We start from the raw sequence: 26,425 nt of genomic DNA, 5'->3' as shown, positions 1-26,425 counted from the left end.
CCTTTTTTATTCCCCATTGCACAATGGCTTTGTTTACCTAAAACACCTATTAATACAATCTACAACGCGGCTTTGTTCTTCTTCCGTCAGATTGGAGCCTGATGGCACACAAATACCTCTTTCGAATAAATCTTCGGAAACGCTGGCAGTTGCTTGATGAGGATAGTACTTACAGTTTTTGAATAATGGTTGCAGGTGCAGAGGTTTCCAAACCGGCCGGGCTTCTATATTTTCCTCGGCCAAAGCCCTGATTATATCATCTCTCGTAACTCCGCATTGGCTTGGATTCACCGTGAAAGCAGTTAACCATCGAGTAGAATCTCCATACGCTGCTTCAGGCATAAATTCGATTCCGTTGATATTTGAAAGTGCTGCATAATACCGATTAAAAACCGCACGACGAGCGGCTATTCGTTCGTTCAACACGAGTAGCTGCCCTCTCCCGATTCCGGCTAATACATTGCTTAAACGATAGTTATATCCCATCGCACTGTGCTGGTAATGTACTGCCGCATCTCGGGCCTGAGCGGATAAAAAGCGTGCTTGTTCCAAGCAGCCAATATCATTGGAAACCAACATGCCTCCGCCGGATATGGTAATTATCTTATTTCCGTTAAAGGAATAGACCCCAAATTTTCCTATCGTGCCGCTGAACTTCCCCTGATACGTCGCTCCCAAAGACTCAGCCGCATCTTCAATAATCGGAACACCGTAACGGTTACATATCTCGATCAAAGGATCCATATCCGCGCTTTGTCCGTACAAATGTACAACAATTACTGCTTTTGGCAATTGACCATCTTTCTCCGCATCGATAAATGCCTTTTCCAACGCGATAGGAGACATATTCCAGGACTGGGGCTCAGAATCGATAAAGACTGGTTCTGCCCCTTGATATAAGATGGGATTTGCACTTGCCACAAAGGTTAGGGACGAACAAAACACTTTATGACCGGGGCCGACACCGAGAATTCGAAGCGCCAAATGAATGGCCGCAGTACCGGAACTTACGGCGACTGCCCCTTCACTCCCCACATAATTGGCCAATTCACGTTCGAATGCGTCCACATTCGGACCAAGGGGTGCAATCCAATTGGTCGCAAACGCATCCGCAACAAACCGGGTCTCCAGTCTGCTCATATGAGGAGCCGAGAGATAAATGGGCGTCATTACATTTTCATCTCCTTACTCTCCCGAACACAATTTGTTTTCTTTACATAGATATCCCCGCTGCCCACAACCACCTTGATCGTTTTAAGTAAAATGATCAGGTCGAGCCATATAGACCAATTCGCTACGTACCAAAGATCAAGTTCTATTTTTTCTGGCCAACTGAGTGAGTTCCGTCCATTTATCTGCGCCCACCCGGTGATGCCAGGTTTCATATCGAGTCGCTTTCGCTTCCGGTTATCATATTTCTCCACTTGGTCCATTAATGTGGGTCTTGGACCAATCAGACTCATTTCTCCTCTAAGTACATTAATCAGTTGAGGCAATTCGTCCAAACTTGATTTTCTGAGGAACCTTCCCAGTTTCGTGATCCGGGGATCCTGTTCAAACGCAGCATACCCTCCATCCATCTTCTCCGCATTGACAAGCATTGTCCGAAACTTGTAAATCAAAAACGGTTTTCCATTCAGGCCTGCCCGTTCTTGTCGAAAAAAGACCGGTCCTCGTGAAGTCAGTTTGATTAACATCCCGATTATCAAAAGGAAACCTGACAGACAAACCAGCAGTATGAAAGCGGCAAAACGATCAATAATTTCCTTAACTAACATGAGTCACCACAACCTACAGAGGATAAGACCAACTTCTGATACACTGTATCCATTTTGGTTAAGATCTTCTCCAGAGCGTATTCATCTTCGATGATCTCTCGCGATCTGTCACCAAAGCTTTGGCGGATTTCGTCCTCCAATAACAACTTCATACAATAATCAGCCAGTTGGGCAGGATTTTTGATCGGAACGAGATAGCCATTCACTCCATGTCTGACAAGATCACGGTTTCCCCGTATATCTGTCAAAACAACCGGGATTTTCATCGCCATCATTTCCATAACCGACCGGGGAAGGCCTTCCCTCAATGACACCAAAACGCCGATATCGGTAATACTTAACAATCGGTCAATATCGCTTCGATACCCCAAAAGCCGAATATGACTATCCAAATTTCTTTTGGCAACCTCATTCCGAACGAGGGGAAAATTGGGACCGCTGCCTATAAGCAATACTACGAAATCCTGATATTTTTCTTTGATTCGTTCGCATGCCTTTACAAGATCGATTTGCCTCTTATTTTCATTAAACTCCGCAATCTGGGTTATAACCTTTTTCTCTGGCGGTAAATTTAATGCCCGTTTGAACAGAACTTTATCCTCGTCGGAAAAGCGGCTCGGACTGTACTTTTCGGTATCTACTCCTACTCCCTTCACAAAGAAAATTTTTTCCTCCGGAACCAATTTCGCCGCCGTAAGCCGATCCTCTTGATTGATTACAATTAATCCATCCGTTTTTAACCCCGCCAATTTTTCTGCTATAAAAAATAGCCTGTTTGAGAGAAAGCCGGCGTTTTCGTTTACATGAAACCCGTGCGCCGTATACAAAACCTTACAGTCGCGAGGCGCTGCAAACCTTGTAAGAAAAGACGCTATTGGGGTGTGTGCGTGAATTGCATCATACTTGTTTTCCACCAATAGCTTTCTGATTTTTCCAAACGCAACAACATTGGAAATATCGTATATCTTGCGGCTAAAAGGGATATGATGGAATTCCGCCTGATTGATTTCCTCTTGCAAATATTGCAAATCAGTAATATTTGTGGCCACTTCAACGCGATACTCCTGTTCCATCAATCGCTTGATATGCGGGATCAAAAAGGCTTTAATCGTATTCTGAATTGTCGTAACAATAAGTACTTTCTTCATCTCACCTCTCCTCGTTCAGCAATCAATAATCGGGAAAATTCGTTATTCTTAACAATTGAATAACCGGAAGCGATAAAAGCAAAAATGAGCCACCAATGACGCTGATAAAGAGCCTCGATTCCCATAGAAACCCCCAGCATCCCTATATGTCCGATGATAAAACTCAGAATCAGAAATTTTTCGCTTTCATGCACTGATTTATAGGCGTAAAATCCCTTAAGCAAAAACCATAGAAAAAAACCGATGAAGACGCTTACTCCCAATATTCCAAACTCAGCCAAAAACCAGATCAGGGTATTATGGATGATCCATCCGTACTCCAAAGCAAAAGTACCAAGTCCGACACCGAATAACGGACTATCCGAAAATCGGTCAAGGGCAGTTTGGATAAAATCCAGACGGTAATCGATTTGATCCTGTCGGGATGCCATAGAGACAATCACCTGCCAAAATTGGTTTCCGGCCAACAGCAGTACCCCTGCGATGGAAGCCCCTCCTAATATGGCGATTTTTAAGGTGATTTTCGGTTTGAAGACTGAGGCACTTACCATCAGGAAAGCCAAACCAATCCAGGCCGATCTGGAAAAAGTCAATAATATTCCGGTTATCAATGAAAGAGCTGAAAGAAGTCCCCATACTCCCTTAACCAAAGGATACTTGCCGACGGAGGTTACAATTTGAAGTGTGAATGCCAATACCAATAACCCGCCATATGCATTTGGATCCATTAACATGCCCGCCAATCGGATACCATAATTGATCCAGGTAAAATCGTAGTAGAACAGCCTCGCAATGAAATAGGTTACTATGGCAATCAGGTTATGAATCACCACCCCCCAAAAAAACACCTTTACCAACCATCTGATATGCTGCCAATCGTTACAAAACGTTGTAATGGTGCCGTAAGTACAGAAAAGCAAAAGCAAACCCAAAAGCTTTTGCACCAGAACGTATTGAGTCAGCTGTCCATGTGTTACCACCGCCACAAACGTACCCATGACAAAAACGGTAAATATGCAATAATGCCAAATGCTCCAGGCGGATTTGATCAGTCTGATACGTCCGATGCCTACGAAAAGAACAATCAGTAAAAAGAGATCCGAAGGAGCCAATCGAAAGCCAAAACCAGTAGGAAACTGCACTGGAAGGAAAAAAACGTAACCAGCCAACAACCAGCCTGCTAGCCCCCTTTTTTTCTCAGGAATCTTTACGTTCAGTTGATTCATGATATTGTGAATCATCACATTTCTCCCTAATCCGATACAGTTTAAAGACTGCCTAATTTCCATGAAATATTATCGCGAAAAGACAGGGGCTTTATTGAGTGATCCGCGAAATCTCCCATTTCTGTATTACCCCGCCTGTTTATTTCGATTTTCTTCTAGCAACCGATCGGCTATTTGTTCCATATTGAGGCTGTTCATACCGTACTCCATTCTTAATTTCCCGTAATGGGCAAGTATTTTTTTTAGAAAGGACAGATTTTTCTCTAAATTCACCCCAAAATTATACGGATGCCACCATAAGTGATAGACAAGACCGTTTTTTGCCGCATAGGTTAAATCCGATTGAATTCTTTTAAGCCTTAGGGATTCAAACATATCTAACCTGCTCCAGTAGGGTCGCAGAAATCGGCTGGCAGGGATATCAAATGGATATGCAGACTTGATCTTTTCGAATGAATGGCAATTATGTCCGGAAATATTTATATATGCATCACAAAAGCGAGCCAGTCTTTTCAACAAAGATGGATCTTCCTGGTTATTTGCCCGATAAATCCAACTGGAAGGATTTCCTCTGTAACATTTGATTCCCAGTTCCTCACAAATGGATAGATACTCCCCGTTAAATTGGTTTCTCGGAAAAACCAGACTCTCCAATCTCACGTTATATGTACTTGCGATTTGTATGGCCGATAACAGGTCGTCCCGGAAGGTTTCCATATTTTGCCCTTTTTCTAAACAGTAGTAATGGGAGAAGGTATGAGTTCCAATTGTTTGGTTTGGATAGGACAAAATTTTTTCAATCAGTGAAGGAGCAAAATGGAACGGATCCTCCTGTTCATTCATTCCAATCTCGTGTAAAGTGTGATAGGGCGAAAGGTATGGATTCACATAACGCGGTTTCTTTAAAGGGATTGCTCTGAATAATTCCTCTTTTGTACGAGCGAACAGAAAACCTACAACAGACCAAGTTGCGTGTATTTGATACTCCTGAAATAAATCCAATAGAGCCGGAACCGCCTGTCGTACTCCCAATAAGTTGTCTTTATACTCATCTATCGTTGTTTTGTCCCTAACCCCCCAATATAGTTCAAAATCCAAAGAGATGACGAACGTACCCGGTTTCGACACTTCCAACGGCCTCCTTCATCCCCTTTTTGAAGAGGTTTGACTGCTGTAAAAGTCAAATGTCTCTTCCAATCCTTCTTTTAAATTGAATTTTGGTTTCCACTCCAGATATTTCAATGCTTTATTATTATTTAAGTAACTATGTCTTATATCTCCGGCTCTTTCGGGAAGGTACACCGGTTCAATATCCGTTCCATTTATTTCATTCATCAATTGCAGGAGTTCGTTGATCGAAGTAGGTTGATTTGTGCCAATGTTGAGGATTTCACCATCTGCTGATGTGAGGGCGGCAATATTTGCGGCTGCAATATCTTCCACATAGATGAAATCTCGGGTTTGATTTCCATCTCCGTAAATGAGGGGACGTTTATTCTTCAACAAACAATCTGCAAATATTGATATAACTCCCCCTTCCCCTTTCGAATCTTGCCGGATCCCATACACATTTGCGTAGCGAAGAATGGTGTATTTTAGACCATATAAGGCTGCATAAGCTTGAACGTAATGTTCCGGAGCATATTTGGAAATCCCATAAAAGGAAGACGGCTGAATCGGGTGATGTTCGTCAATTCCCAAGTACTTCGGGTCTCCATACACCGCTGCTGAAGAGGCGTAAATCATTTTTTTTACCCTATGCCTGCAGCAATTTTCGAGCAGATTAATGGTTCCCATTATATTGATACTTGCATCCAACAGCGGATCTTTTACGGATCTTTGAACCAGGCATTGAGCCGCCAAATGAATCACACAATCAGGCTGTTCCATCAGGAAGATCTCCTGCAGTTTTTTATCAAGGATATCCTGCAAGTAAAAAGTTGCACCTTCACTTACGTTCCCTCTATTTCCCGTCACCAAGTTATCTACAACAACTACCTCATGGTTGTGATCTACAAGTCTGCCAACTAATATGGATCCTATAAAACCTGCCCCACCGGTAACGAGAATTTTCATGTATTCACCCCATCCGGATTCGTGGTGTCTGTCCATTCCTGTCGATGCGCACCCCTTTTCAGAACCTCCGACTTGTGCAAACGTGTTTTTTTTTGGTTGTTGAATCGCAGCAATTACCCCAAGCACCGGAATTCCCAATAATTCTTCAATTTGTTCCTCTGTCTTTACACTTTTATCGAGAACCTCAAGCAAAAATGCAATTCGCAACCAACCACCAACGCAAGAAAAACTGACCAATCCGGTTGTCACAACGAAAACGGCCACCAACGAAACAATCAAGGTCATTCGTTGTCTGATAATCCGCAAGAGATAAGAGATTTCGATTGTTTCCATTAAACTGTTCATTCCGCCTTCATGCCTGATACTGGTGATAAACTGTCAACAAACACCGGAACTGCCCCCTTTTATATCGTCTGCCCCCATAAAACATCAGTCTTCTGCGTAATACCTGTAATGATAGGAATTTCTTCCTTTCTCTTTCTTGTTGTTTAACACCGAGCCGATCACATTGGCGCCCACATGCTTCAGCAGCGCTATCGCTTTTCTGGCATGGTCGATTTGAACTTTGTTGCACCCCAGAACGAGAAGCACCCCGTCAATGTAACTGGCCAATAACTGACCGTCGGTAACCGGAAGAATCGGGGGTGTATCAACCAGGACCATCTCGTATTCCTCGCGCAGGGAAGCAATCAGTCTTTGCATCGGCTGGCTGCCCAAAAAATCAGCCGGATTTGGGGGAATGGATCCTGCCGGTATAACATCCAGCGGCAACTCCGGAATTCGGTGAACCACCTTGACAAATTCGGCTTGCCCTGTCAGCAGATTGGTCAATCCCAGCCTGTTTGAAATGTAAAATGTGTTATGAATGGTCGGTTTGCGTAAATCTCCGTCTACCAGAATCACTTTCTTTCCTGACTGTGCCATTGCAATTGCAAGATTTGTAACCGTCGTCGTTTTGCCTTCACCCGGACCGGCGCTTGTAACCATAAGAGTCTTGATTTGTCTGTCAACGCCTGCAAACTGGATGTTTGTTCGCAGCGTTCGATAAGCCTCTGCAACAGTTGATTTCGGATCATACAGGCAGATTAGTTTGACCTGCAATTGTTTGGATCTCACCCTGTACACCTCCTGCCGCCACAACCGGTTTCCTTTTGTTTCTCCTTACCTTTCTGTCCATCTTCGTAATGACGCCAAGCACCGGCAGCCCCAACAGCTCTTCAACCTGCTTTTCGGTTCTTACTGTTTTGTTGAGTGCTTCAAGCAGTATGGCAAATGCTGAACCCGTTGCCATACCTAGAAAAAATGCCACCGCCATGTTAAAGTATGGCTTGGGGCGAGCCGGAGACAGGATATGGCTCACCTTTGCCTCATCCAGGATGGAAACATTATCCACCTTCATGATGGAATTCAGGTTGGCTGAAAAAGACTGGGCAAATCCGTTTGCAATGGCAACGGCTGTTCGAGGGTCTTGGTCGATAACGGTGATAGTGGTAATCAGGGATTCGTTTGCCGATCTTACCTTTACTTTCTCCAGCAATTGTTCGTTTGAGATTCCCAGGTTCAGCCTGTTGATCACATCATCCGCTATCTTCCGGCTTCTGAGAATTTCCGTGTAGGTTTTGATCAATTTTTGATTGGCCATGAGTTCGGTATATGCCACCTGATTGTTGGTTTGTGGGGTTTGGACAAGGAGGATGGTGGTCGCTTCATACTCCGGTTTCAGTACGTAAAAGCTGAGAAACCCGCTGACTCCGAGAGATCCAATTGCTGCCGAAAGGATCAAAAGCCATCTCTTCCGGAGGATCTTCCAAAGCTCCAAAATACCGATTTCCTGCATATCTTTCAGAGCCCCTTTAGAATGATTAGTACTACATATTACTCAGAAACAAGCCTGATAGAACAAAACAGGTCGAGAAATGTAGAATTCAGAAGAACCAAAAATACTTCTTCCAGTCAGTTGACACCCTGGGGGTCAAAACCGTACACGTCTCTCCCCTGAGAACAGCCGATGCATTCGATTGAAACAGCGACACCCCTTCTTTCGGGACCAGCCTTGATATCACCTGATAGGCTCCTGTCAAACCAGGAGGTCTTCTGTGTGTACTATGCGCATCACTGGCAACCAGCTGAACCAGCCAGTTACGAACCATATACTCTGCCGATTGCCTGATTCGCTTCCCTATTGCACCTGTTAAACTTCCCGCAGTTATTTGAGCAATTGCTCCCAGACGGATGAGTTGTGCGAGTCGGACAGGCTGCTCTCGCAGCAATGCATTTCTTTCCGGATGGGCAATAATGGGGGTAAGCCCGTTGGCCCGCAAATCGTGTATCAGATCTTCAGTGAATGGGGGAATGGTTTGAACGGGAAGCTCCAGCAGAATATATCTGCCCATGTTTTTCAGGGTAAGCACTCTGGAAAAACATATGTTTTCCAGAAGATTGATATGAACATGGACCTCCGAACCCGGATGAATTCTCACGGGAATGTTGTGAATGTCAACCGCTTGCTGCAGGATTTTTACAGAATTGATCACTTCGAAAGCTGAATTGGAGTAGACACCATCCTCGGTATGCGGTGTGGCCACAATGTCGGTGATTCCTTCCTCAGCGGCCATCCGGACCATCGCCAGTGACTCTTCCAATGTTGCCGCCCCGTCATCAACACCTGGCAAAACATGACAATGGATATCAATCATGGCATCCTCCGGCTACCCCCCCTGTTTAATCAGACATTATGAGAAATATGACAGGTTTATGTTTTTTCACGTTGTCTTTTATCATTTGATTAAATATAATTTACTTGTTGATAAGGAATTGGGGGAATTGTGATGCCATTGCCTGATATAGGACAATTCGTATACATAAGTGTTCCCGATGGTCCGTTCAAAGGATCGTACGATTCGCGGTTGCAGGAAATTCATCAGGATCACCTTGTATTTGACTTACCGACCGCTTTAAACACCCACACCCCTAAAGTCTTCCATGAAGGCACCAGAATGGTAATTACCTATAACGATTTGGATGAAAAAGTTCCTTATTCGTTTGAAACTTTAGTGCAGTCAATTCGACCAAATCAGATGCTTGTAAAATCACCCTCGGAGATCCTAAGAAACCAGCGCCGGGATTATGTGCGGATTCAGGTCTCCCTGCCCGTTCAAGTCTTGTATGTCGACAGTGCCGCCCAGCAAATATTCAAATTCTCGGGAAAAACCGAAGATCTTTCAGGTGGAGGCATGTCGCTCTTGGTGGATGAAGGAAGTCCCCTCCAATCCGGCAGTTTTGTCGGCCTGGATTTTCCCATAAGCATGGATGGCCAAACCTATCCAATCTCATTGAAAGCACAAGTGCTCCGTATGCAACCCTCCATCAAATTCCCTGGAAAAAAAAGATGTGCGATCAAGTTTGTCGAAATCAGGGAGCAGGACCGGAAGCTGATTATGCGTTTTGTATTCAAGAAACAAATTGAACTTCGCAATCGATTAAAAGGCAAATAACTCAATTCTTTTAAAACAGGCGGGGAATCCCCGCCTTCTTTAGTGTCGTAACACTGGATTCAAATGTTTTGCATCTGCAGAATTTCCGAATTCAGGATTTTGTATTGGCCGTCTTCCTTGACCAGCGTATGAATTATTTCTACCTGATTGTCCTGGAATTCCGGACCATTCAACTTCTTTATGGTCTGCCAAACTTTGACCTTAACCGAGGTTTCCTTCACTTCGTGAAGTTGAATTTTATCAATGGACACCTTCAAATCGAACGTGCTGAACATCTCAAGGATAGCCAACCTGGTTTGTTCATAGGCTTCGGAATTTTTGGAGATGGTGGACATGTAAGATTCGAGGTCTTCCTTGTTGATGCTATCTGCGTTTCTGTAAATGACATCAAAATACTGTTTATTACGGTTCTTCTTGCGATCCCTGTCCCGGTTTTCGTTGGATGGCTCAAACATGACTTCCAGACTGCTGGTCATCCGGGTCTTCAGACTGTCCATAACTTCCTGGGCCTTCACCGAAATGGTTGCCTTCACTGTGCCCCAACTGAATTTCCTGTTTGCGGTTTCCTCCAAATCGACTTTTCCATTGTCGCCAACGGTGTAATCCCAGCTAACTACACGGGTTTCGTTTTTCCCCACAAAGAGTTTGTGGATGATTTTCAGTATAAAATTGGAATCCTTCTTCTGAACCTGCAAAGAATTGTCAACCAAAACATTTGCTTCGCCTTGAATTGGCGCTTGACCGGGTTGAACCTTTTCCCCACCTAACTCAGCCGTTTGAACTTGGACCATTTCAGCGGACCCAGCCGTCGTAACATCTTGAGTCTGTATCGCATTCACGGCTGTGCCTTGAGTTTGCGAGGACGGAACTACTATGGACGTGCTCAGGTTTTGTGTTTGATCCACACTGACTGTGGAACCCTGAACTTGTACAGCACTGCCGCCTTCGGACAGGTGAACCATTTGTGCCTGCCCAACGGTTACATTGGTTGTCTGCGTTTGGGAGGTCGGTGTTGGTGTCTCTGTTGTCGGCACGGGAGCCATGATGATTTGCGCTTGACCTGCCGCAACACTTGTTGCCTGAGCTTGTGCGCCTGTACCATCGCCAGCAGTACTAAACGCCTGCCCTTGAATGGCAACTACATCCGTTCCCTGCGTCTGGGATGCGGTGGTTGCTGCTGTTTGAACCGGGGGAGTCGTTCCAGAACCGCTGGTGCTTACACCTTGAAATTGAACGGCTCCAATTTGTGTATCCTGGTTCTGGCCGGCCGGGTTGGAACCCGATGTGGCGACAGACTGTTCTTGAACTGTCTCAATTTGTGTTTCCTGTGTTTGGGTGGTTGTACCCGTTTCGGGCGTGCCGGTTGATTGGCTTTGCGGCAAACTTGTCTCAGTTGTCTGGGTTTGGGTGGCTTCTTCCGCATGAGCAAGTGGAGAACCCATACTGAAAGCCATAACCAATGCGGTTACTGCACTTTTTCTAATCATTTTGCTATCCTGCTCCCTCATGTAATCTCGGTCTTCTTACGAGTTTTTTAGATGTATATGTAGTTGGCTGATAGAAATTAACTCCATCCTTTTCCGGGATGGAGTCAATTTCTTCTATGCTGTGACCAGCTTTATAGCTCTTAATCGATCAAGTCACCTGTTGTAGAAGCACTTTGAGATTGTACAACAGTTACATCCGAATTTTGTTTTTGGTTGATATCATGACCTTTCGCAACAGAACCTTGTTGGGTAACATTGGCAGATTTTTGTTTTTGATCGATTAATCCGCCTTCAGCAGATTGATCTTGCTCAGTCCAGTTGTCCGATTTTTGCTCCTGTGAGTTGTTGCGTCCCTTTGCCTTGGAGAACTGGTCTGTGCTGTTGGAAGATTTTTGTTGCTGACCGATAAATCCGCCTGCAGCAGATTGACCTTGCAGAGTCCAGTTGTCCGATTTTTGCTCCTGCGAATTGTTGCGTCCCTTTGTCTTGGAGAACTGGTCTGTGCTGTTGGAAGATTTTTGTTGCTGACCGATAAATCCGCCTGCAGCAGATTGACCTTGCAGAGTCCAGTTGTCCGATTTTTGCGATTGGGAACCCGATACCGGGCGACGGTATGTACCGTTGGCTATTTGGTATTGTTCGGTCGATTCTCCGGATCGTTGTTCTTGGCCCACAAAGAATCCTTCAGCCTCTTGGTACTGATCGTTGTACTGGTCAGCTTTCTGGGATTGCTCCAGACCGTCAGCTTGGTTCGCTATTTGTTGTTGCCCGAAAAATGCAGGTGCTTTTTGGGTTTGGCCCACCATGGCACCAACACCGTACTGGCTGCTGTAACTTTCCCTGTCAACTTTCTGCTTCTGGTCCACGGATGCGAATGCGGAACCTGCGCTGGCCATTACCATAGAAGTGATCACTGCTGCACTGATTGCAAACTTTTTCCTCATTTTCCTTACCTCCTAGTTTTTCTCGTTCGATTTGTCGAACAATAGTTTCAGTATGTACCTAATCAAAATAGGTTTAAACCTTCTTCGCGAGCCCGCTTGTTCGTTTTATCGAACCCGCATTCAAAGTATAATCGGCTTTTATAGAAAACAAAAATCGTAAATTCTTTCATTTTTCGTTGTATAGAACGGTTTTTGTTCATTATAGTGCACAAATCTTGTCCAATCTTTTATTTTGTTAGTTATATAGAACGTTTGTTGTTTCTTATAATGAACATAACCTGAGACACCAACAAGCGTCGAACAAAATCGAAATAATTCGAATATTTTTAATTGATAATTACTATAATTTAAATTAGAATTTTACTGGGGTAAAGCTTCCGGATAAAGGCAAACCTGACTGAAAGGCAGGGGCGCAAAGCCACAGGTCTAAGGTTTCCATACTATGATGGCTGGGCTGCCAATTGGAAAGCAATTTGAGCTGACCATTGGAGGGGTAAGGGGAAATGGTATCCATCGAGGAAGCTGTCAGTCTACCGTTGGATCCGGAATGGGTAGACCTGATGAAAACTGCGCGAGAGATGGGCATTACACCGGAGGAAGTAAGAAGTTTTCTTGTACAGGCCTCATTGGAATTATCGGGATTCAAAAGCTGACCGGATGATTAGGGACAGAAACAAGGCGACAGTCTTCACTGTCGCCTTTTGCTGGGTAAGCCTACAAAAATGTCAACTATATGATATAATGAACGAAACAATTATGAAACCTGATTGAGGAGGCAAGTCAGTGATCGGGAAACGAATCCAACAATTGCGTTTAGAAAAGAATCTCTCATTAACTGAACTTGCTGACCGGGCAGGTGTGTCAAAGTCATATCTCAGTTCCATTGAGCGGGATATTCAAGCCAATCCATCCATTCAATTTCTTGAGAAGATCTCCGCCGTCCTGAATGTGGATATCCAGACCCTGATTCTTTCCAATTCTGCTAAAGATTCCGATGCATTGGATCGCGAATGGCTCACCCTTGTCCGGGAGGCAATGGATTCTGGAATCAGCAAAGAGCAATTTCGTGAATTTCTTGAGTTTAACAAATGGCGGCTGCAGAATAAACACAATGAATCCCAATAGAGGGAGTACCCTGGAAGTGCTCCTCTTTTCTTTTCCAGCCCTTGCCCTTTATTCGTAAATATTGTTCAATCTTTGCGCTTAACCTGGTTTTTACAATGTGAATGAAACTCTAATAAACGCATAGAATCAATTGTGGGGAATTCTATGGCAGTGGAGGGGTAAGGGAATGATTGTAACGGGTGAGGCATTATGCAATTCCACCTTGGATGATGAATGGATCCAACTGCTGTTCATCGCCAGGGAAATGGGTATCCAACCTGAAGAAATAAGGGCTTTTCTGACACAAGCCTTACAACGGCCCACTGATTAGTCAAATGTGCAATTGCAGTTACTAGCGACATTGGGGATGTCGCTCTTTTTTTGTGATTGCCATGCCCGCGGGGGGAAGATCAAATACTTTCTCAAATACGGCAAACATGATATCATGACGTAAAGCTCCATATCCTATAGAAAAGGGGGCTGTCTATGAACCGCTTTCTTAACCTGAAATCTCTGTCCGGGGAACTGAAACGAACCGAAATTCGGAAAGGAATCGGTTACAAACTGACAACCAAAGAGTTTATCCTGCAGCGGGAGGACCAGACCTACCACATTCTGTTCGAAGATATTCTCGGTCTGATTCAACGGGAATCGATGGACGGACGCCCGGACGAAAAAGGAACGCACAAGATTATAACGAACAGGATACGTGTTTATAACCGAAGCGGAGTGTTTGAAAAAGGAGCTGCCACTCTGTACGCGTCCCTGTCCGACAATTTCTGCAAACTGTTTCTCGATTATCTGGAGCGGTCCCACCGTTCCGCCCCAGGTACGTAAAAAGAAAGCACCGATGGCAAGTGTTCACACCGGTGCTTTTTCTGACTCTATATCATTGGAGGGTGAAGACCGTGCAAGCTCCCAAGAAGTCCGACAAGAAAGACAATCCGTGGCAAGCGTTGGGGTTGGTGTCAGCCATTGGAGCCGACTTGGCCGGTTGCGTGCTCGGCGGCGTCTACCTGGGAATGTGGCTGGACGGACAGATTGGCACCGCCCCCGTTTTTCTGATTGTGGGTCTGGTTACGGGTCTTGCCGCCGGAATCTATGGTATTATGCTGTTGATCAAGAGGTTCATGTAGAATCAGGAACGATTCTGGGATTTCAGGATTTCGTCCACTTTGGCCAGTTCCTGCACAAACCCCTGCAGCACTTTCACATACTCCTCCTCCAGTGTCCTGTCCCCGCTGGTTCTGGCCTGCATATATTTGTCCATAATCAGGTAGATATGCCCCATTAATGCTTCCCGAGTGATCCTCAAGTCAAAATCAGCCGATAGTTTGCGTTCCACATACGGCCCTTCGTCCATAACCAATCCGTTTACATACAGGGTTCTCCACAGCTCGCTGCGGCCCGTGCCGAATTTCTCCGCCCGGAGACCCGAAGTCCGGATCAACCAGTCAATGGCTTGCACCAACCGGCCGTCCCCTTTTTTCACCCTCAGATAATCGATGTGCAGCTGATAGTAGGAAACCTGCTCGTAAATGTAAAAAGTGATTGTCTCATCATTTTGCAAAATGGAGATGGCCGTCATCTTCCCCCGAATCTTTTCATCCAGAATGAGCCCCAGTTTCTGCACATACTTCTTCCAGTCCACCAGATCATCCCGAGAAACTTCACCAGCGACATTCCGATAGATGATGATTTCTTCCGCCACAGCCTCTCCCCCCTTTTGCTTATCCAGAGGCTGAATTTGTATATCATATGAGGCTGGGACAGAAAAGTGATATCATACAAGCCCATTGCTCGAATAATGGACGGAAAAAACTGCGACGCTAAGATCATCGGAAATGAAACTTCAAGTTATTGCCGGAGGGACTCATGGAGAAATTGACCTGGATGACCTATGTCATGCTCATATTGGCCAGCTATCGGTTCACCCATTTGATCGTGTTTGACAAGATTACGGAGTTTCTGCGAGACCCATTTTTGCGGAAAAAAAGAATCGTTAACAGCGAAGGCCATCCGTCAACGAAAAAGGTGCCGACTTCCATGTTCGGTTATTTGCTTAACTGCTATTGGTGCGCGGGCGTTTGGAGTGCCATCTTTCTGGGTGGCGGCTACCTTCTGTTCCCCAGGATTGCACTGCCTTTTATCTTCATCTTCTCCATTGCGGGTGCACAGGCCATTCTGGAGACCTTTGTCGGTGTGGGAACCAAGGCGATTCAGGCATTGGACAAGGCAAGCAAGGAGTGAACGAAATCACCGCGACAATATCATCCTTAGGGAAGTGCCCAAAGCAAACGTTCATTTTCTTCCCGACTGCGTATGGCAATGCGAAAATAGGTGCCGTCCAGTCCCGCGAATGATCGGCAATCGCGGACAAACAGCCCCTTGCCGGCCAACTGGGGCCACAACTGTTCGATATCAATGTCCGGTCGCCAAACAAGCAGAAAATTTGCATCAGAAGGCACAACTTCGTATCCCCGGCTGACCAATTGTTCCATTAGATACTGCCGCTCAATTGCCAGCCATTCCAAGGTTTTCAGGCGAAATCCCTCGTCCGACAGCGCTGCCACTGCAGCCGCTTGTGCCAGAGAATTGACCGACCACGGCACCTGCAACTGCCTTAACCGCTTAATCAGGTGCCCGGCTGCCGCCAGGTATCCGATCCGGATACCGGGGATCGAGTAGAATTTGGTCAAGGACCGGATCACGATCAGTTTATGGTGGCTGTCGATATGGGGAATTAGACTTCGCTTCTCGTCATCTGGGAGAAAATCCAGAAACGCTTCATCCACCAGCATCCAGGTTCCCGTTTTCTTTGTGGCTTGAAGCAACTCCCCCAGTGTATCGGGCGGCACACAGCGTCCCGTGGGATTGTTGGGGTTGGCCAGCACCAGCAGGTCCGCTTTTGCAAGAACCGGGAGAATCTGATCCGCTTCGGGCAAAAATCCGTTCTCTGCCCGCAAGGGAATGCGGAGAATCTCAGCGCCTTCGAGTCTCGCTGCCTGTTCATACTCCCGGAAGGCGGGAGCCAACGTGGCGATGGTTTTCGGACGAAGGAGCCGCATCGCCAAAAAAATAAGCTCAGCAGCCCCGTTTCCCAGCAGGAACCTGTTCTCCGGCAGGTGCCATTCGGCTGCCAGCGCTGACAAGACGCGGTTACCATGGGGATCGGGATAGTCCGCAATTGCTGAGAGCGCCTCTCGGATGGCCTGCATGACCGAGTGAGGCGGACCAAGCGGGTTCAGATTGGCACTGAAATCGGCCAGATCTTCCCGCCTCCAGCCCCACTCGGCCTGGTATCGGGTAATGTTGCCCCCATGCTGCATGTTTTGTCCTCCCCTCCTGTCTGTCCTTCGACTAAACCAATACCACCGTACAAACCAGCAAAAACACCACTTCCGTCAGCTCGCAAACCGCACCATACACGTCTCCCGTGAGTCCGCCCAGCGACTGGTTGACTCTCCTGCAATACCACAGGAAGAAACCGCAAGTGATCACAAGTATAACAAGGCCTTTGACAAGCCAGAAGAAAATGGGAAAAATGATTACCAATCCGGCTGTGACAAGTTGTGATGCATCGACCCTTCCGGCGAACATTGCGCCCATGCCTTCCGCTCTGGCGGGCGGATACTTGGCAATGGCCCATACTACTGCGATTCTGCCAATTGCCGGCATCAGCAGCAGGATTGGGAAATGAAGGGATTCATGGGAGGACCCGAGTGCGGCCAACAGGGAACCTTTCAACGCAAACAGGCTGACAAATACAATCACGCCCATAGACCCGACCCGGCTGTCCTTCATGATGGCCAGCTTCCGTTCCCGGTCCCGTCCGCTTAACAGGCCATCTGCTGTGTCCATCAAGCCGTCCAGGTGGAGTCCTCCGGTCAAGGCGATCCCCGAAACCACCAGCAGCACGGCTGCTGCGCCAGCAGGGAACCACCGGAAAAAAAACAGGGATAGCCCCGCCAGAATAGCCCCCAGGAGTAACCCTACATACGGATACCATCTTACACTCCGGACAACGGTTCTTTCATCAAAGGGGCGACGCAGGTACTTCGGAACCGGGATTCGCGTAAGAAACTCTATTGCCGCAAGCCATTCGTTCAGGATGTTTCGCAAGTCTCATACCTCCACCCGGTTATTAACACAAATTCGTAAACCTGCCTTTGATTAACATAACATAACGATCGCAGGAATTAGACTTGTTTTCAGGCCTATTATTGATTTTCTGATTGTCACTTCAAGAATAGATCTGATTGTCAGTCTTATTCAGGGGGGATCTATACGTGCCAAGTAAAAAACAGCATAGAAGCCGTAAAAACAGTCCTAATTCTTGAAGTATCCCAGGATTCGGCATAATTAGACTGAAAAACAGTTCTACTTCGACTTACCTACAACAGCCAGTAGATAAATGTGGTGATTCCTCCAAGGAGCAGCATTAGCGCTGAAGCTACATACAAGACGTGAATGGTATGCTTGATATGTACCGGACTCAGTTCTTTGAGGGACTCTCCCATGTACGCTCTGAAGGATTCGCGTCCGTGGTAGATGTTGACTCCACCTAACCGAATGCCCAGGGCACCGGCAACTCCCGCTTCCGGGATGCCGCTGTTGGGACTTGGATGTTTGGCCGCATCCCGCCGAATGGTTTTCCATGCTCCCGCGGGGGAATACCGCAATATCCAAGCGGATGCAACAACCAGCAGGCCCGAAAGTCTTGCCGGGATCCAGTTCAAGAGATCGTCCAGCCGGGCGGATGCCCAGCCAAAATAGAGGTACCGGTCATTCCTGTAACCGACCATTGAATCCAGAGTATTGGCCGCACGATACGCCATGGCAAGGGGGGCGCCGCCTATCATTGCGTAAAAAAGGGGTGAGATGACCGCATCCACAATGTTTTCCGCCACACTCTCCACTGCCGCCCGTGCCACCTCCGGTCCCGGCAAGACTGTCGTATCACGGCTCACTATCCAACCGGCCCGTTTCCTTGCTTCTTCCAAGTCACCCTGCTCCAAAGCCTTTCGGATCCCGTTTCCCGCTTCCGCCAGGCCTCGGGCAGCAATGGTGGTTGAAATGAACCACACATTGAGACAGACTGCAAGCCAAGGATGAAGCTGAAAAGCCGCCCAAAGAACAACTGACGCAATTCCCGTGCTGGTTCCCACCACCAGAAGTACCAATAGGATGCCGGCCCATCGCTCGCGGTACTGTCTTTGTTCCGGGCTTAAAGAAACTACCGCCTCTCTGGAGTTGTCCGGAACCGAAGATACCGGTTCGCCGATGTTGACAGGAATTCGGAAAATCTTTCGCAGCAGAGATTCCAACCCGGCAATCATCTTTCCGATCATAATCACAGGATGTGGAATCCACCGGGGGTCGCCGATCAGCAGATCAACCAAGAAAGCCGCATAGACCTGAATCATAGCCGTGCCTGAATCTCCTTCAGGTTGACCGGAATGCCGGCAATGACCGCGTAAACGGCACTCGCAAGCCTGGCTGCCACCTGGTTGATAAGCCCCAACTGATCCCGGTACAACCGGGCCGGTTTTGATTCCGGAACAAGTCCCGCTCCCACTTCACTGGTAACTATGATAACCGGATGAGGATAGGACAAACAGGCTTCCATCAGCTCGACGGTTAGCTGTTCCACCGTCAGGTCAGGCAAGGGTTCTCGCCCGTTGGACTCCGCTTCCCAAAGCCAGTTGTTCAAGAGGAGGGACAGGCAGTCCAGCAGCAGGATACCTGCCGATTCGTTCAATTGCCTTATCCGGTCCGCAACATGGATCGGTTCCTCAATACAGCCCCATTCGGCGGGTCTCCGCTTAATATGGGCATCAATCCTTGCCTCCATTTCCTTGTCGAAGCGAGGACAGGTTGCCACATAGGTGACAGGGAGTCCTGTTCGCATCTGCAGTTTCTGGCAGTATTCCTCGGCAAACCGGCTCTTTCCGCTGCGGGAACCGCCAATTACAAGGATTATGTTTGAGCCGTCCAATCTATCACCTTTCTTCCTCCCAGATATCAAGTGCCTGATGGAGAGCTTTCGATACTGCACGGGCAATCAGCGTTCCCGCGACGGTGCCCGGTCCGGCATACTGCAGTTGCTCCCCACGATCTGTACATGCGACCACTACGGCGTCCGTCGTTGTGCCGGTGGCAATTGCGCCGCTTTGGCGGCAGCGAATGTTGCGTTCGTGGAAGACAGCGGTTTTGGCTTCCGTACCGGTCATGACCGCATTGACCATCGCCGCTTCCGCCAGCCCCCCATCCACCAATACGATAATGTTAACCGTACCTGGGGGATAAGGGTTGAGATCAGACGGCAGGGACTGTCCCAAGTAGGACGGCCATGTGCCTACCCGCCAGGCATTGCTGATCCCAGCGGTGACGATGGCTGCCACCCGGAGGGAATCGCATCCCGTCCCAATGGAACCTCCACTATCATTGGTATAGGCTGTCTCAATAGCCACAGTTGCTTTACTCACGTCAACAGCCGTCATCATCCCAACGGTTTGCGGGGGGAGTCCCAACTTGTCCACTTCATGCTTGAGATCTGCAACAGGATCTCTGCAGTTATACCCTTTGTCCACCGTCATGTTCAGAATGCACCGGACTTCAGGCTGCAGCCCGCCCATCAAGATGGCGGAACTGACTGCCCGCATTGGAACTTTACTTGCAACAACCAGTCTTTTCTCACCGAAACGCAGTGTCAGGTCCGGAAGCAATTCAGTTTCTTTATGATACGCCATCCGAGACTCCCGCCTCCGCAAAGGTGGCCATTTCCTTAAGCACCCGGGCCGCCCCCTGCAAGACAGGCAATGCCAGAGAAGCTCCGGAACCTTCCCCGAGACGCATGGAAAAATCAAACAACGGCTGCAAGTCGAGAGCTTCCAGCAGAATCCGATGCCCGGGTTCCACCGACTTGTGGGATGCAAACAGATAGGGTTGCACTGCGGGTTCGATCCGGACAGCTGCAATCGCAGCAGCGCTGGCAATAAAACCGTCCACGACTACCGCAACCCTATGTGCGGCACAGGCCAGGGTCAATCCGGTCAGACCCGCGATCTCCAAGCCTCCCACTTTTGCCAACACGTCTACAGGATCCTGAGGATCCGGCGCATTGGTTGCAATTGCCCTTTCAATCACTTCACTTTTGTGCCGGATGCCTTCTGTCGAAAGTCCTGTTCCTGCACCAACCACTTCCGGAACCGGCTTGCCCGTAAGGACGCTGGCAATGGCTGCGCTGGCAGTTGTGTTGCCAATGCCCATTTCCCCAAGGGCAATCACTTTGTACCCTTGGACACTTAGCTCCCGACCGATTTTCCATCCGACACTCAACGCCTGCTCCGCTTCGTCCCGGGTCATGGCGGGCTCCTTGGCCATATTGCCCGTCCCATACCGGACCTTCTCAATCCACAACCGGTTGCCGGAATTCCCGGCTTGTACCTGTTCCAGCGGAATGTCCGCTTTCACTCCAATATCGACCACATGCACATCGGCACCGGCATTTCGCGCCAGCACGTTAATGGCCGCTCCGCCCGCCATGAAATTCAGTACCATCTGCACCGTCACCTCGGACGGAAAAGCGGAAACACCTTCTTCCGTTACTCCATGATCTCCTGCCATTACAACAACGGCAGCCGGTTCAGCCGTGGGAATGGTTGCTCCCTGAATACCCGCCAGCCGAATTCCGATCTCTTCCAACATCCCCAGACTCCCAGGCGGTTTCGTCAATTGATCATGACGCATCCGAGCCTGCTCAATGGATTCTTGGTTGAGCTGTTCAATTTGCTTTGGCAACTTCCACATGTCTGATTTCCTCCCCTGTCTGTCTTGGCGACTACCATTCTCCGGATAATCCGCTATTCCAGAAACCCGCTAAAAAAATAAAGCTGTACCAGTAAGCAGGCAATCTGCTTTCGGGACAGCCCTTCACAACGCACTCACATGCGCATACCAGCCCCTTTTTTCCTCGAAAAGCAGCTCTCCATAACACCCGCAGGCAGGTCTCCTGGCTCAAGTTCATCGCCAACGTTCGTCTTCCCGCCAACAGGCGGTGACATGTGAACGCGGCTCCCTCATACAGTGGCGGGACCGCACCGGATTTGCACCGGTTTCCCTATTCTCCGTGTTCTCCAAACGGCACCTGCAGGTATAATAGGATATAAGAGTTACATTTCCATGATGCAACAAGGAGAAGGATATGACAAGATTGATTTTGATCCGGCACGGGAGTACGGATGACAACCTGCTTTACCGCTTGTCCGGTTGGACGGACAGCCCGTTGAATGAGGCAGGCATCCGGCAGGCGGAATGTGCGGGGGATCATCTACGACGGCTGGCAGACAGGGATTGGAAGGTAGCCGCCATTTACGCAAGCCCGTTGCTGCGGGCGGCAAAGACGGCAGAAATCATAGCGGAACGGTTGCAAATGCAGGTCAATTATCTGGATGAGTTGAAAGAAATGCATTTTGGGGTATTTGACGGATTGCCGATCATGGATCTCTATGAGACTCATAAAGAAATGGTGGACGCTGCCCTGAATCCTGGTGATGACGAATTCGGCTGGGAAGGCGGTGAGACAAGACCGGAATTCTTCCGTCGCATTCACTCTGCTGCCGTTACCGTTGCAGAGCGACATCCGGAACAAACGGTGGCGGTTGTCACCCATGCAGGAGCAATCGCTTACTTTCTGGCAGGTATTCGGGGAGAACCGTTGTCCCACTGGAATCGGTATCATGTGGCCAACTGCAGCCTGACAACGGTCCGCTACCGCAACGGAGAGTTTCGGCTGGAAGCGCACAATCTTACGGGGCATGTACCGCAGGAGGAATTTGACGAGCTGTTTCAGTCCGCGAAAAAGAGGCTGGGCATCAACCCGGCACCCCTGGCCCGTAAAGAAAACTAGGGGCTGTCTCAAAAGTCATAAGACAGCCCGCTCAGGGTACCCTTTTGAAATAGCGGTGTTTTTCACCGCTATTTTTGTCGAATGGTTGCCATCATCATGGCTTCTGACCTAACCAGGAAGTTTCCAAAATCAATTTTAGGACAGCCTCTTCTTATGGATTCATCTTTACATACTCACCGAAAATGTATCCTTCCGTTCCGTTTTGTAGCTTCACATGGTACCAGCCGCCCTGTTCATCCAGGATCAAAACCTCATCGCCCCGGGCAGCGCTAGTCAGAATCGGATGGGTAGTGCCGGGGCCTTGCCGCACATTGACGCCGTCTGTCACTTTCCCGATCCGTTCATTGGCAAAATGCCCTGAATCCGCGGCCACATTGAAACCGCCCGGGCTGTTCGCCGAAGTTCCGGCCCCGTTTTTCGACTCGGCAGGCGGTTTAGCCGGATTATCCGATGGCTTCGAGGTACCGGAGGCGGGAACCGTCCCTTGTGTGGAGTTTACCGGAACGCTCGAACTCGTGCCCATCTTCTCCCGCACAAACTTTTGCACCGCCTTTACATCCGGTTGCAGAATCGCTTCTCCCATTTGGTTGAAAGTCTCTGTCAGAAGTTCATCGGGCGGAATCTGGAAACTATTGATTGATCCCGAGTTCAGAGCAAGAACGTCAGTCGACAAACGCATTACGTCAGTTGCCATCATGTTGGTCTGCACATAAGGCTCCGCTTCTTTCAGCATGCTCGGGAAGCGAACCAGTGTGAGCGGTGTCTTCAGCTCTTCCAGCACGGCTTTGACCAGTTTGCGCTGCCGTTCCGTCCGGGCAAAATCAGCCCGGGCATCCCCACGATACCGGACATATTGGAGTGCCTCCCGGCCGGTCAGATGCTGCGGACCTTTTTTCAGATCAATGTCATACACGCCGTCATCCGTATACTTCATGGGGATTTCGACATTCAGTTGAACCCCGCCGATCGCGTCAATAACCCCCTCAAACCCTTTAAAGTCGGTTACCACATAATAATGTACGGGAACCTGCAGGAATTCCCCGATGGTTCGAACCGTCAGACTGGGACCGCCAATGGCGAATGCCGTGTTGATCTTCCCCATTCCGTGACCGGGAATCTTCACATAGGTGTCCCGCATGATCGACATCAGGTCCGCCCTGTCGGTTGCGGGATCGATCGACAGCAACAGCATGGTATCCGACCGGGGCGCCTCGTCCTTGTCCCGGTTGTCCACTCCAAGAAACAACACGTTGACTCGCTCGCTTCCGGACCATTCGGATGCCGTGACCGTGTTCCCCACATTTGCGAAACGATTCTGGTTTGCCTTGTCCAGGAATTTCAATACAGCCACAATGTTGTAGGCTGCCAGTCCGATGAAGAAAGCGGCCAGCAGCAGCAAGAGATTCCTGAAACGTTTTCTTTTCCGTTTGGGAGGTTTGGCAGAGCTTCGCCTGAGTTCCTGATGCTGTTCGGTTCCGTTGTCTTGTTCAAAGTCCATGCTACCGCTCCTTTGTTCCTACCCCTGTACATCCACCTTTTCTAGGATTCATTGTACCATGCATCCCCATATCTGGGGAATATTGCGCAAGGGTTGCTGTACTATTTGCCGGCAAAAGGCTAAAATAGTACCTGTCAGGAGGGAACCGCATGTTTGAAACAATCTGGCACAGCATTCGTAAACCGTCAGGTTACAAGCAACTGGCGCAAAAGAAATTCTGGCGTCTGCTCCTTACGCTGCTGGCCTTCTTCGGCATTGTCACAGCTGTTCACGGGTATGTTCTGGCCAGTGCCATGAACCCGTTTTTAACCTTTATGGAGCAAGAGTTCCGGCAGAAAATGCCCCCTTTTACATATGACGGAACCCAGCTTCAGGTAAACGCGGCCACTCCCCTCACCCTGTCCCAACAAAACGGATATCAAGTGGTGGTGGACGTTACCTCTCCGTTCCCGAAAGATACAATAAATAAACTGAATTCGGGCGTAGTGGTCGGCAAAACAGATTTGTATATCATTGACCGGGGCGTTCCCCAGAGTTTTTCCTACAGGCAATTGATGCTGCCTCCGCTGACAAAAGACGATGTTGTCACAGGGATTCCCCTGTTGAGGCCCCTGTTTTATGTCGGGTTGGTTATATGGGCATTCTTCATGGTGTTCTGGAGCTTCCTTCAGATCACATTGTTCTCCTTTGTGGCGATGTTGGCTGGTTCCTTGCGCAGGGTACGTCTGCATTACCGGGATGCCTGGCTGGTGGCTGCATTTGCCTTCATACCGGCATCGCTCATCGGAATCCTGAACCTGTATCTGCAATCCCCTTATGTGGGTCTTGCTTTCTGGATAGCTGTTTTTACTTATATTTACCATGGAGCAGGGAGTTTCCGGGAAAGGATTGACGTGGAATAATGGCAATGAATATGGAAAATCGCAAGCTGCTTGAACAGGGGATTCAGGAGTTGGTCATTCCGGCCGACAATGTAGCCCATGTTCAGGTAGGGAATTCGTTGGAGCATGCCCTGTTGGTTCTTACTCGATCCGGATATACCGCCGTACCGGTACTGGATTTGCACTTTCGGATTCACGGGTTGATCAGCACCCCGATTATCTTTGACTCCATTCTTGGCATCGAGCGGATTGAGCATGAAAAATTGACGGAACGCAAAGTGGAAGAAGTAATGAACAGAAAGGTTCCTCTGCTGAAAGAAAGTGACAGCTTTCTCCGTGCCCTGGAGTTGTCCATTAATAACCCGTTTATCTGCATCGGAAAAGAAGATGGCGTGTTTGCAGGAATCCTCACCCGACGTTCGATTCTTGCGTCGGTATACAAGAATTTCCGGAACTTTCGCGAGAAAAATTGAAGGGCTGTTGGGCAGCCCTTCCCTATACCAGCCTGATCGTGCATTCACCGAGCGTATCTTCACCCCAGACAAGCCTTAAGTTGTCACCGTCCGCCACAGGACCCACACCGGCAGGGGTTCCCGTGTAGATCATATCGCCCGCGCCCAGGCCGAAGTTGGCAGCAATGAACTCGATGATGGTTTGAAGATCAAACAGCATGTCTTTGATATTGCCGCGCTGAACTTGTTCCCCGTTCCTGATCAGGGAAAAATCGGTCGACCGGCAGGCTTCCAATCCAGGGAATGTAAGGAACTCTGTGACAATGGCCGAATTGGGGAACCCTTTGGCCAGCAGCCACGGATGTCCTTTCTTCTTCAATTCGCTTTGTACATCCCGCAGCGTAAAGTCGATCCCCAGGGCCATGCGATTCACCAGGTCCTTGACTTGCAGCCCCGGTTCATAATCGCGTCCAATATGTATCACAAATTCGGCTTCGTAATGAACTTCCCCGCGATTTCCTGGCAGTGCAATCTCTTGCCCGTTGGTCTGTACCAACGCATGGGTGGGCTTGGAGAAGATCATTGGGGATTTGGGCACTTCGTTTCCGAGTTCCTCTGCATGCAAAACATAATTTCTACCGACACAATAGATGTTGCGAACCATTTCTACCATTAGAATCCTCCAGTCAAAGATGAAAAGTCAGCTGCCAAATCTTATATTACAGGTAATGCTGGTTATTGGGCTACCTTTTCCGTCTCCAACGCACCGGAGTTCATACGGATCGTTTCCTCTTTTTTTAAGGCCGAATGGTCACTTGCGTGCCCAACGGCACCTTTTTCGCAAGTTCCACCACATCATGGTTGTGCATCCGGATGCATCCTCTTGAAACTCGTTTCCCAATGGAAGAAGGGCGGTTGGTTCCATGAATTCCGTAATGTTTCTTTGATAGCCCCAACCAGTAAGCTCCATAAGGCCCTCCCGGATTCGGAACTTTATTGACGATCATGAACTCCCCATGCGGGGTTTTGGCTGCCACCCGTCCGATTCCAACCGGGTAGGTCTTGACCAGTTTGTCCTTGTCGTAAAGGTAAAGCTTGCGCTCCGACAGATCGACCGTTAACCGGTAAGCCATTCCCAACATCCTCCAAACCCCTTTTTTGCAGGGTATGCAGTTGCCCAGTTCCTTGCCACATAAAAAACTACGGCGGACAAATTAACTAACAATGCTTTCCAATGCCTCTGTCCAAGTAATTTATGAAATGATTTTAGGGAAATTTTCTTAAGCCATTACCTAAAATTCGTATTGTCCCACCCACAAAGTTTACATTCGTTCTATCCTGAAAATTAAAGGCCACAGACTCACGTAAAAAGGCAATACCAAACTAAGCCCCCTAAGCCCATTGTTAATAAATGGTTGGTGGGTTA

General features: G+C 48.2%; 31 protein-coding genes and 2 riboswitches. Of the genes, 10 read left to right on the top strand and 21 right to left on the bottom strand.

The window, feature by feature from the left end; all coding sequences use genetic code 11:
- Positions 1 to 33: 33 nt before the first annotated feature.
- The 9 genes from EFBL_RS05195 to EFBL_RS05155 all read right to left on the bottom strand — a co-directional run bounded on the left by EFBL_RS05195 (position 34) and on the right by EFBL_RS05155 (position 8,924).
- A complete protein-coding gene (locus EFBL_RS05195; RefSeq protein ID WP_096181082.1) occupies positions 34 to 1,170 on the bottom strand; it encodes a DegT/DnrJ/EryC1/StrS family aminotransferase in 1,137 nt (378 codons plus the stop codon).
- A complete protein-coding gene (locus EFBL_RS05190; protein WP_096181081.1) occupies positions 1,170 to 1,778 on the bottom strand; it encodes a sugar transferase in 609 nt (202 codons plus the stop codon). Before EFBL_RS05190 ends, EFBL_RS05195 begins: the two co-directional genes overlap by 1 nt.
- Positions 1,772 to 2,926, bottom strand: coding sequence for a glycosyltransferase family 4 protein (locus EFBL_RS05185; protein WP_096181080.1), 1,155 nt, complete (start codon positions 2,924 to 2,926; stop codon positions 1,772 to 1,774). The genes EFBL_RS05190 and EFBL_RS05185 overlap by 7 nt, the downstream gene beginning before the upstream one ends.
- On the bottom strand, positions 2,923 to 4,167 hold the full coding sequence (locus EFBL_RS05180; protein ID WP_165912701.1) for an O-antigen ligase family protein: 1,245 nt from the start codon (positions 4,165 to 4,167) through the stop codon (positions 2,923 to 2,925). The genes EFBL_RS05185 and EFBL_RS05180 overlap by 4 nt, the downstream gene beginning before the upstream one ends.
- Before the next feature lie 111 nt (positions 4,168 to 4,278).
- Positions 4,279 to 5,280, bottom strand: a complete 1,002-nt coding sequence (locus EFBL_RS05175) for a polysaccharide deacetylase family protein (protein WP_096181078.1) — start codon at positions 5,278 to 5,280, stop codon at positions 4,279 to 4,281.
- A gap of 15 nt (positions 5,281 to 5,295) precedes the next feature.
- On the bottom strand, positions 5,296 to 6,228 hold the full coding sequence (locus EFBL_RS05170; protein WP_096181123.1) for an SDR family oxidoreductase: 933 nt from the start codon (positions 6,226 to 6,228) through the stop codon (positions 5,296 to 5,298).
- Positions 6,229 to 6,657: 429 nt separating this feature from the next.
- Positions 6,658 to 7,344 carry a CpsD/CapB family tyrosine-protein kinase gene (locus EFBL_RS05165; protein WP_096181077.1) on the bottom strand — a complete coding sequence of 229 codons (687 nt, stop codon included), beginning with the start codon at positions 7,342 to 7,344 and terminating at the stop codon, positions 6,658 to 6,660.
- Positions 7,301 to 8,065, bottom strand: a complete 765-nt coding sequence (locus EFBL_RS05160; RefSeq protein ID WP_096181076.1) for a YveK family protein — start codon at positions 8,063 to 8,065, stop codon at positions 7,301 to 7,303. Before EFBL_RS05160 ends, EFBL_RS05165 begins: the two co-directional genes overlap by 44 nt.
- A gap of 88 nt (positions 8,066 to 8,153) precedes the next feature.
- Entirely contained in the window at positions 8,154 to 8,924 is a 771-nt protein-coding gene (locus EFBL_RS05155; protein ID WP_096181075.1) for a tyrosine-protein phosphatase, read from the bottom strand.
- A 132-nt stretch (positions 8,925 to 9,056) separates the two neighbouring features.
- Between EFBL_RS05155 and EFBL_RS05150 the strand changes: the two genes are divergently transcribed.
- The gene (locus tag EFBL_RS05150; protein ID WP_096181074.1) at positions 9,057 to 9,722 is read left to right on the top strand and encodes a flagellar brake protein; all 666 of its coding nucleotides are present in this window, start codon (positions 9,057 to 9,059) and stop codon (positions 9,720 to 9,722) included.
- A 59-nt stretch (positions 9,723 to 9,781) separates the two neighbouring features.
- On the opposite strand, the gene EFBL_RS05145 is transcribed toward EFBL_RS05150, so the two are convergent.
- Both EFBL_RS05145 and EFBL_RS05140 read right to left on the bottom strand, forming a co-directional pair.
- Complete coding sequence (locus EFBL_RS05145) at positions 9,782 to 11,209, bottom strand: hypothetical protein (RefSeq protein ID WP_096181073.1); 1,428 nt, start codon at positions 11,207 to 11,209, stop codon at positions 9,782 to 9,784.
- 140 nt (positions 11,210 to 11,349) lie between these two features.
- Positions 11,350 to 12,153: a hypothetical protein gene (locus EFBL_RS05140; RefSeq protein ID WP_096181072.1), complete on the bottom strand. Its 804-nt coding sequence runs from the start codon at positions 12,151 to 12,153 to the stop codon at positions 11,350 to 11,352.
- Between the two features lie 376 nt (positions 12,154 to 12,529).
- Positions 12,530 to 12,615, top strand: a riboswitch (cyclic di-GMP riboswitch).
- Positions 12,616 to 12,656: 41 nt separating this feature from the next.
- Between EFBL_RS05140 and EFBL_RS05135 the strand changes: the two genes are divergently transcribed.
- The 5 genes from EFBL_RS05135 to EFBL_RS05115 all read left to right on the top strand — a co-directional run bounded on the left by EFBL_RS05135 (position 12,657) and on the right by EFBL_RS05115 (position 14,393).
- Positions 12,657 to 12,806 (top strand): anti-repressor SinI family protein, encoded by a 150-nt coding sequence (locus EFBL_RS05135; RefSeq protein ID WP_096181071.1) that lies wholly within the window; start codon positions 12,657 to 12,659, stop codon positions 12,804 to 12,806.
- A 130-nt stretch (positions 12,807 to 12,936) separates the two neighbouring features.
- Entirely contained in the window at positions 12,937 to 13,278 is a 342-nt protein-coding gene (locus tag EFBL_RS05130; protein ID WP_096181070.1) for a helix-turn-helix domain-containing protein, read from the top strand.
- A gap of 166 nt (positions 13,279 to 13,444) precedes the next feature.
- Complete coding sequence (locus EFBL_RS05125; RefSeq protein ID WP_096181069.1) at positions 13,445 to 13,588, top strand: anti-repressor SinI family protein; 144 nt, start codon at positions 13,445 to 13,447, stop codon at positions 13,586 to 13,588.
- 155 nt (positions 13,589 to 13,743) lie between these two features.
- Positions 13,744 to 14,094, top strand: coding sequence for a hypothetical protein (locus EFBL_RS05120; RefSeq protein WP_096181068.1), 351 nt, complete (start codon positions 13,744 to 13,746; stop codon positions 14,092 to 14,094).
- 62 nt (positions 14,095 to 14,156) lie between these two features.
- The gene (locus EFBL_RS05115; RefSeq protein WP_341769656.1) at positions 14,157 to 14,393 is read left to right on the top strand and encodes an AtpZ/AtpI family protein; all 237 of its coding nucleotides are present in this window, start codon (positions 14,157 to 14,159) and stop codon (positions 14,391 to 14,393) included.
- Between the two features lie 2 nt (positions 14,394 to 14,395).
- On the opposite strand, the gene EFBL_RS05110 is transcribed toward EFBL_RS05115, so the two are convergent.
- Positions 14,396 to 14,968 (bottom strand): hypothetical protein, encoded by a 573-nt coding sequence (locus EFBL_RS05110; RefSeq protein ID WP_096181066.1) that lies wholly within the window; start codon positions 14,966 to 14,968, stop codon positions 14,396 to 14,398.
- 164 nt (positions 14,969 to 15,132) lie between these two features.
- Between EFBL_RS05110 and EFBL_RS05105 the strand changes: the two genes are divergently transcribed.
- Complete coding sequence (locus EFBL_RS05105) at positions 15,133 to 15,507, top strand: DUF1360 domain-containing protein (RefSeq protein WP_096181065.1); 375 nt, start codon at positions 15,133 to 15,135, stop codon at positions 15,505 to 15,507.
- Between the two features lie 26 nt (positions 15,508 to 15,533).
- On the opposite strand, the gene cobD is transcribed toward EFBL_RS05105, so the two are convergent.
- From cobD to cobT, 6 genes are all read right to left on the bottom strand, one after another.
- Positions 15,534 to 16,586: a threonine-phosphate decarboxylase CobD gene (cobD, locus tag EFBL_RS05100; protein ID WP_096181064.1), complete on the bottom strand. Its 1,053-nt coding sequence runs from the start codon at positions 16,584 to 16,586 to the stop codon at positions 15,534 to 15,536.
- Between the two features lie 31 nt (positions 16,587 to 16,617).
- Positions 16,618 to 17,379: an adenosylcobinamide-GDP ribazoletransferase gene (gene cobS / locus EFBL_RS05095; RefSeq protein ID WP_096181063.1), complete on the bottom strand. Its 762-nt coding sequence runs from the start codon at positions 17,377 to 17,379 to the stop codon at positions 16,618 to 16,620.
- Positions 17,380 to 17,651: 272 nt separating this feature from the next.
- Positions 17,652 to 18,683: an adenosylcobinamide-phosphate synthase CbiB gene (gene cbiB, locus EFBL_RS05090; protein WP_096181062.1), complete on the bottom strand. Its 1,032-nt coding sequence runs from the start codon at positions 18,681 to 18,683 to the stop codon at positions 17,652 to 17,654.
- Positions 18,680 to 19,255 (bottom strand): bifunctional adenosylcobinamide kinase/adenosylcobinamide-phosphate guanylyltransferase, encoded by a 576-nt coding sequence (cobU, locus tag EFBL_RS05085; protein WP_096181061.1) that lies wholly within the window; start codon positions 19,253 to 19,255, stop codon positions 18,680 to 18,682. Before cobU ends, cbiB begins: the two co-directional genes overlap by 4 nt.
- A 4-nt stretch (positions 19,256 to 19,259) precedes the next feature.
- Positions 19,260 to 20,009: an adenosylcobinamide amidohydrolase gene (locus tag EFBL_RS05080; RefSeq protein ID WP_096181060.1), complete on the bottom strand. Its 750-nt coding sequence runs from the start codon at positions 20,007 to 20,009 to the stop codon at positions 19,260 to 19,262.
- Positions 19,996 to 21,069, bottom strand: a complete 1,074-nt coding sequence (cobT, locus tag EFBL_RS05075) for a nicotinate-nucleotide--dimethylbenzimidazole phosphoribosyltransferase (RefSeq protein WP_096181059.1) — start codon at positions 21,067 to 21,069, stop codon at positions 19,996 to 19,998. The genes EFBL_RS05080 and cobT overlap by 14 nt, the downstream gene beginning before the upstream one ends.
- Before the next feature lie 175 nt (positions 21,070 to 21,244).
- Positions 21,245 to 21,425, bottom strand: a riboswitch (cobalamin riboswitch).
- 38 nt (positions 21,426 to 21,463) lie between these two features.
- Between cobT and EFBL_RS05070 the strand changes: the two genes are divergently transcribed.
- Complete coding sequence (locus EFBL_RS05070; RefSeq protein WP_096181058.1) at positions 21,464 to 22,168, top strand: histidine phosphatase family protein; 705 nt, start codon at positions 21,464 to 21,466, stop codon at positions 22,166 to 22,168.
- Positions 22,169 to 22,319: 151 nt separating this feature from the next.
- Here the strand turns inward: EFBL_RS05070 and EFBL_RS05065 are convergent, their stop codons facing one another.
- Positions 22,320 to 23,666 carry an LCP family protein gene (locus tag EFBL_RS05065; protein ID WP_096181057.1) on the bottom strand — a complete coding sequence of 449 codons (1,347 nt, stop codon included), beginning with the start codon at positions 23,664 to 23,666 and terminating at the stop codon, positions 22,320 to 22,322.
- 149 nt (positions 23,667 to 23,815) lie between these two features.
- Between EFBL_RS05065 and EFBL_RS05060 the strand changes: the two genes are divergently transcribed.
- Entirely contained in the window at positions 23,816 to 24,568 is a 753-nt protein-coding gene (locus EFBL_RS05060) for a DUF1189 domain-containing protein (RefSeq protein WP_096181056.1), read from the top strand.
- Positions 24,569 to 24,573: 5 nt separating this feature from the next.
- Entirely contained in the window at positions 24,574 to 25,020 is a 447-nt protein-coding gene (cbpB, locus tag EFBL_RS05055; protein WP_096181122.1) for a cyclic-di-AMP-binding protein CbpB, read from the top strand.
- Between the two features lie 22 nt (positions 25,021 to 25,042).
- Here cbpB and EFBL_RS05050 read toward each other — a convergent pair whose 3' ends face one another.
- A complete protein-coding gene (locus tag EFBL_RS05050; protein ID WP_096181055.1) occupies positions 25,043 to 25,672 on the bottom strand; it encodes a fumarylacetoacetate hydrolase family protein in 630 nt (209 codons plus the stop codon).
- A 124-nt stretch (positions 25,673 to 25,796) separates the two neighbouring features.
- Positions 25,797 to 26,132 carry a L,D-transpeptidase gene (locus EFBL_RS05045; protein WP_096181121.1) on the bottom strand — a complete coding sequence of 112 codons (336 nt, stop codon included), beginning with the start codon at positions 26,130 to 26,132 and terminating at the stop codon, positions 25,797 to 25,799.
- Positions 26,133 to 26,425 lie beyond the last annotated feature (293 nt).

It is taken from the genome of Effusibacillus lacus (assembly GCF_002335525.1).
In the GTDB taxonomy this organism is placed as follows: domain Bacteria; phylum Bacillota; class Bacilli; order Tumebacillales; family Effusibacillaceae; genus Effusibacillus; species Effusibacillus lacus.
Note: the sequence above shows the minus strand (reverse complement) of the source record. Positions and strands in the feature narration are given on the sequence as shown.

Coding starts and splice junctions, on each gene's coding strand:
- cobT (WP_096181059.1), bottom strand. CDS start 21,069: ATGTGGAAGTTGCCAAAGCAAATTGAACAGCTCAACCAAGAATCCATT.
- EFBL_RS05185 (WP_096181080.1), bottom strand. CDS start 2,926: ATGAAGAAAGTACTTATTGTTACGACAATTCAGAATACGATTAAAGCC.
- cobD (WP_096181064.1), bottom strand. CDS start 16,586: ATGCAGCATGGGGGCAACATTACCCGATACCAGGCCGAGTGGGGCTGG.
- EFBL_RS05135 (WP_096181071.1), top strand. CDS start 12,657: ATGGTATCCATCGAGGAAGCTGTCAGTCTACCGTTGGATCCGGAATGG.
- EFBL_RS05065 (WP_096181057.1), bottom strand. CDS start 23,666: ATGGACTTTGAACAAGACAACGGAACCGAACAGCATCAGGAACTCAGG.
- EFBL_RS05070 (WP_096181058.1), top strand. CDS start 21,464: ATGACAAGATTGATTTTGATCCGGCACGGGAGTACGGATGACAACCTG.
- EFBL_RS05170 (WP_096181123.1), bottom strand. CDS start 6,228: ATGAAAATTCTCGTTACCGGTGGGGCAGGTTTTATAGGATCCATATTA.
- EFBL_RS05155 (WP_096181075.1), bottom strand. CDS start 8,924: ATGATTGATATCCATTGTCATGTTTTGCCAGGTGTTGATGACGGGGCG.
- EFBL_RS05105 (WP_096181065.1), top strand. CDS start 15,133: ATGGAGAAATTGACCTGGATGACCTATGTCATGCTCATATTGGCCAGC.
- cbiB (WP_096181062.1), bottom strand. CDS start 18,683: ATGATTCAGGTCTATGCGGCTTTCTTGGTTGATCTGCTGATCGGCGAC.
- cbpB (WP_096181122.1), top strand. CDS start 24,574: ATGAATATGGAAAATCGCAAGCTGCTTGAACAGGGGATTCAGGAGTTG.
- EFBL_RS05120 (WP_096181068.1), top strand. CDS start 13,744: ATGAACCGCTTTCTTAACCTGAAATCTCTGTCCGGGGAACTGAAACGA.
- EFBL_RS05045 (WP_096181121.1), bottom strand. CDS start 26,132: ATGGCTTACCGGTTAACGGTCGATCTGTCGGAGCGCAAGCTTTACCTT.
- EFBL_RS05150 (WP_096181074.1), top strand. CDS start 9,057: ATGCCATTGCCTGATATAGGACAATTCGTATACATAAGTGTTCCCGAT.
- EFBL_RS05195 (WP_096181082.1), bottom strand. CDS start 1,170: ATGACGCCCATTTATCTCTCGGCTCCTCATATGAGCAGACTGGAGACC.
- EFBL_RS05050 (WP_096181055.1), bottom strand. CDS start 25,672: ATGGTAGAAATGGTTCGCAACATCTATTGTGTCGGTAGAAATTATGTT.
- EFBL_RS05080 (WP_096181060.1), bottom strand. CDS start 20,009: ATGGCGTATCATAAAGAAACTGAATTGCTTCCGGACCTGACACTGCGT.
- EFBL_RS05145 (WP_096181073.1), bottom strand. CDS start 11,209: ATGATTAGAAAAAGTGCAGTAACCGCATTGGTTATGGCTTTCAGTATG.
- EFBL_RS05180 (WP_165912701.1), bottom strand. CDS start 4,167: ATGATTCACAATATCATGAATCAACTGAACGTAAAGATTCCTGAGAAA.
- EFBL_RS05140 (WP_096181072.1), bottom strand. CDS start 12,153: ATGAGGAAAAAGTTTGCAATCAGTGCAGCAGTGATCACTTCTATGGTA.
- EFBL_RS05190 (WP_096181081.1), bottom strand. CDS start 1,778: ATGTTAGTTAAGGAAATTATTGATCGTTTTGCCGCTTTCATACTGCTG.
- EFBL_RS05160 (WP_096181076.1), bottom strand. CDS start 8,065: ATGCAGGAAATCGGTATTTTGGAGCTTTGGAAGATCCTCCGGAAGAGA.
- EFBL_RS05060 (WP_096181056.1), top strand. CDS start 23,816: ATGTTTGAAACAATCTGGCACAGCATTCGTAAACCGTCAGGTTACAAG.
- EFBL_RS05125 (WP_096181069.1), top strand. CDS start 13,445: ATGATTGTAACGGGTGAGGCATTATGCAATTCCACCTTGGATGATGAA.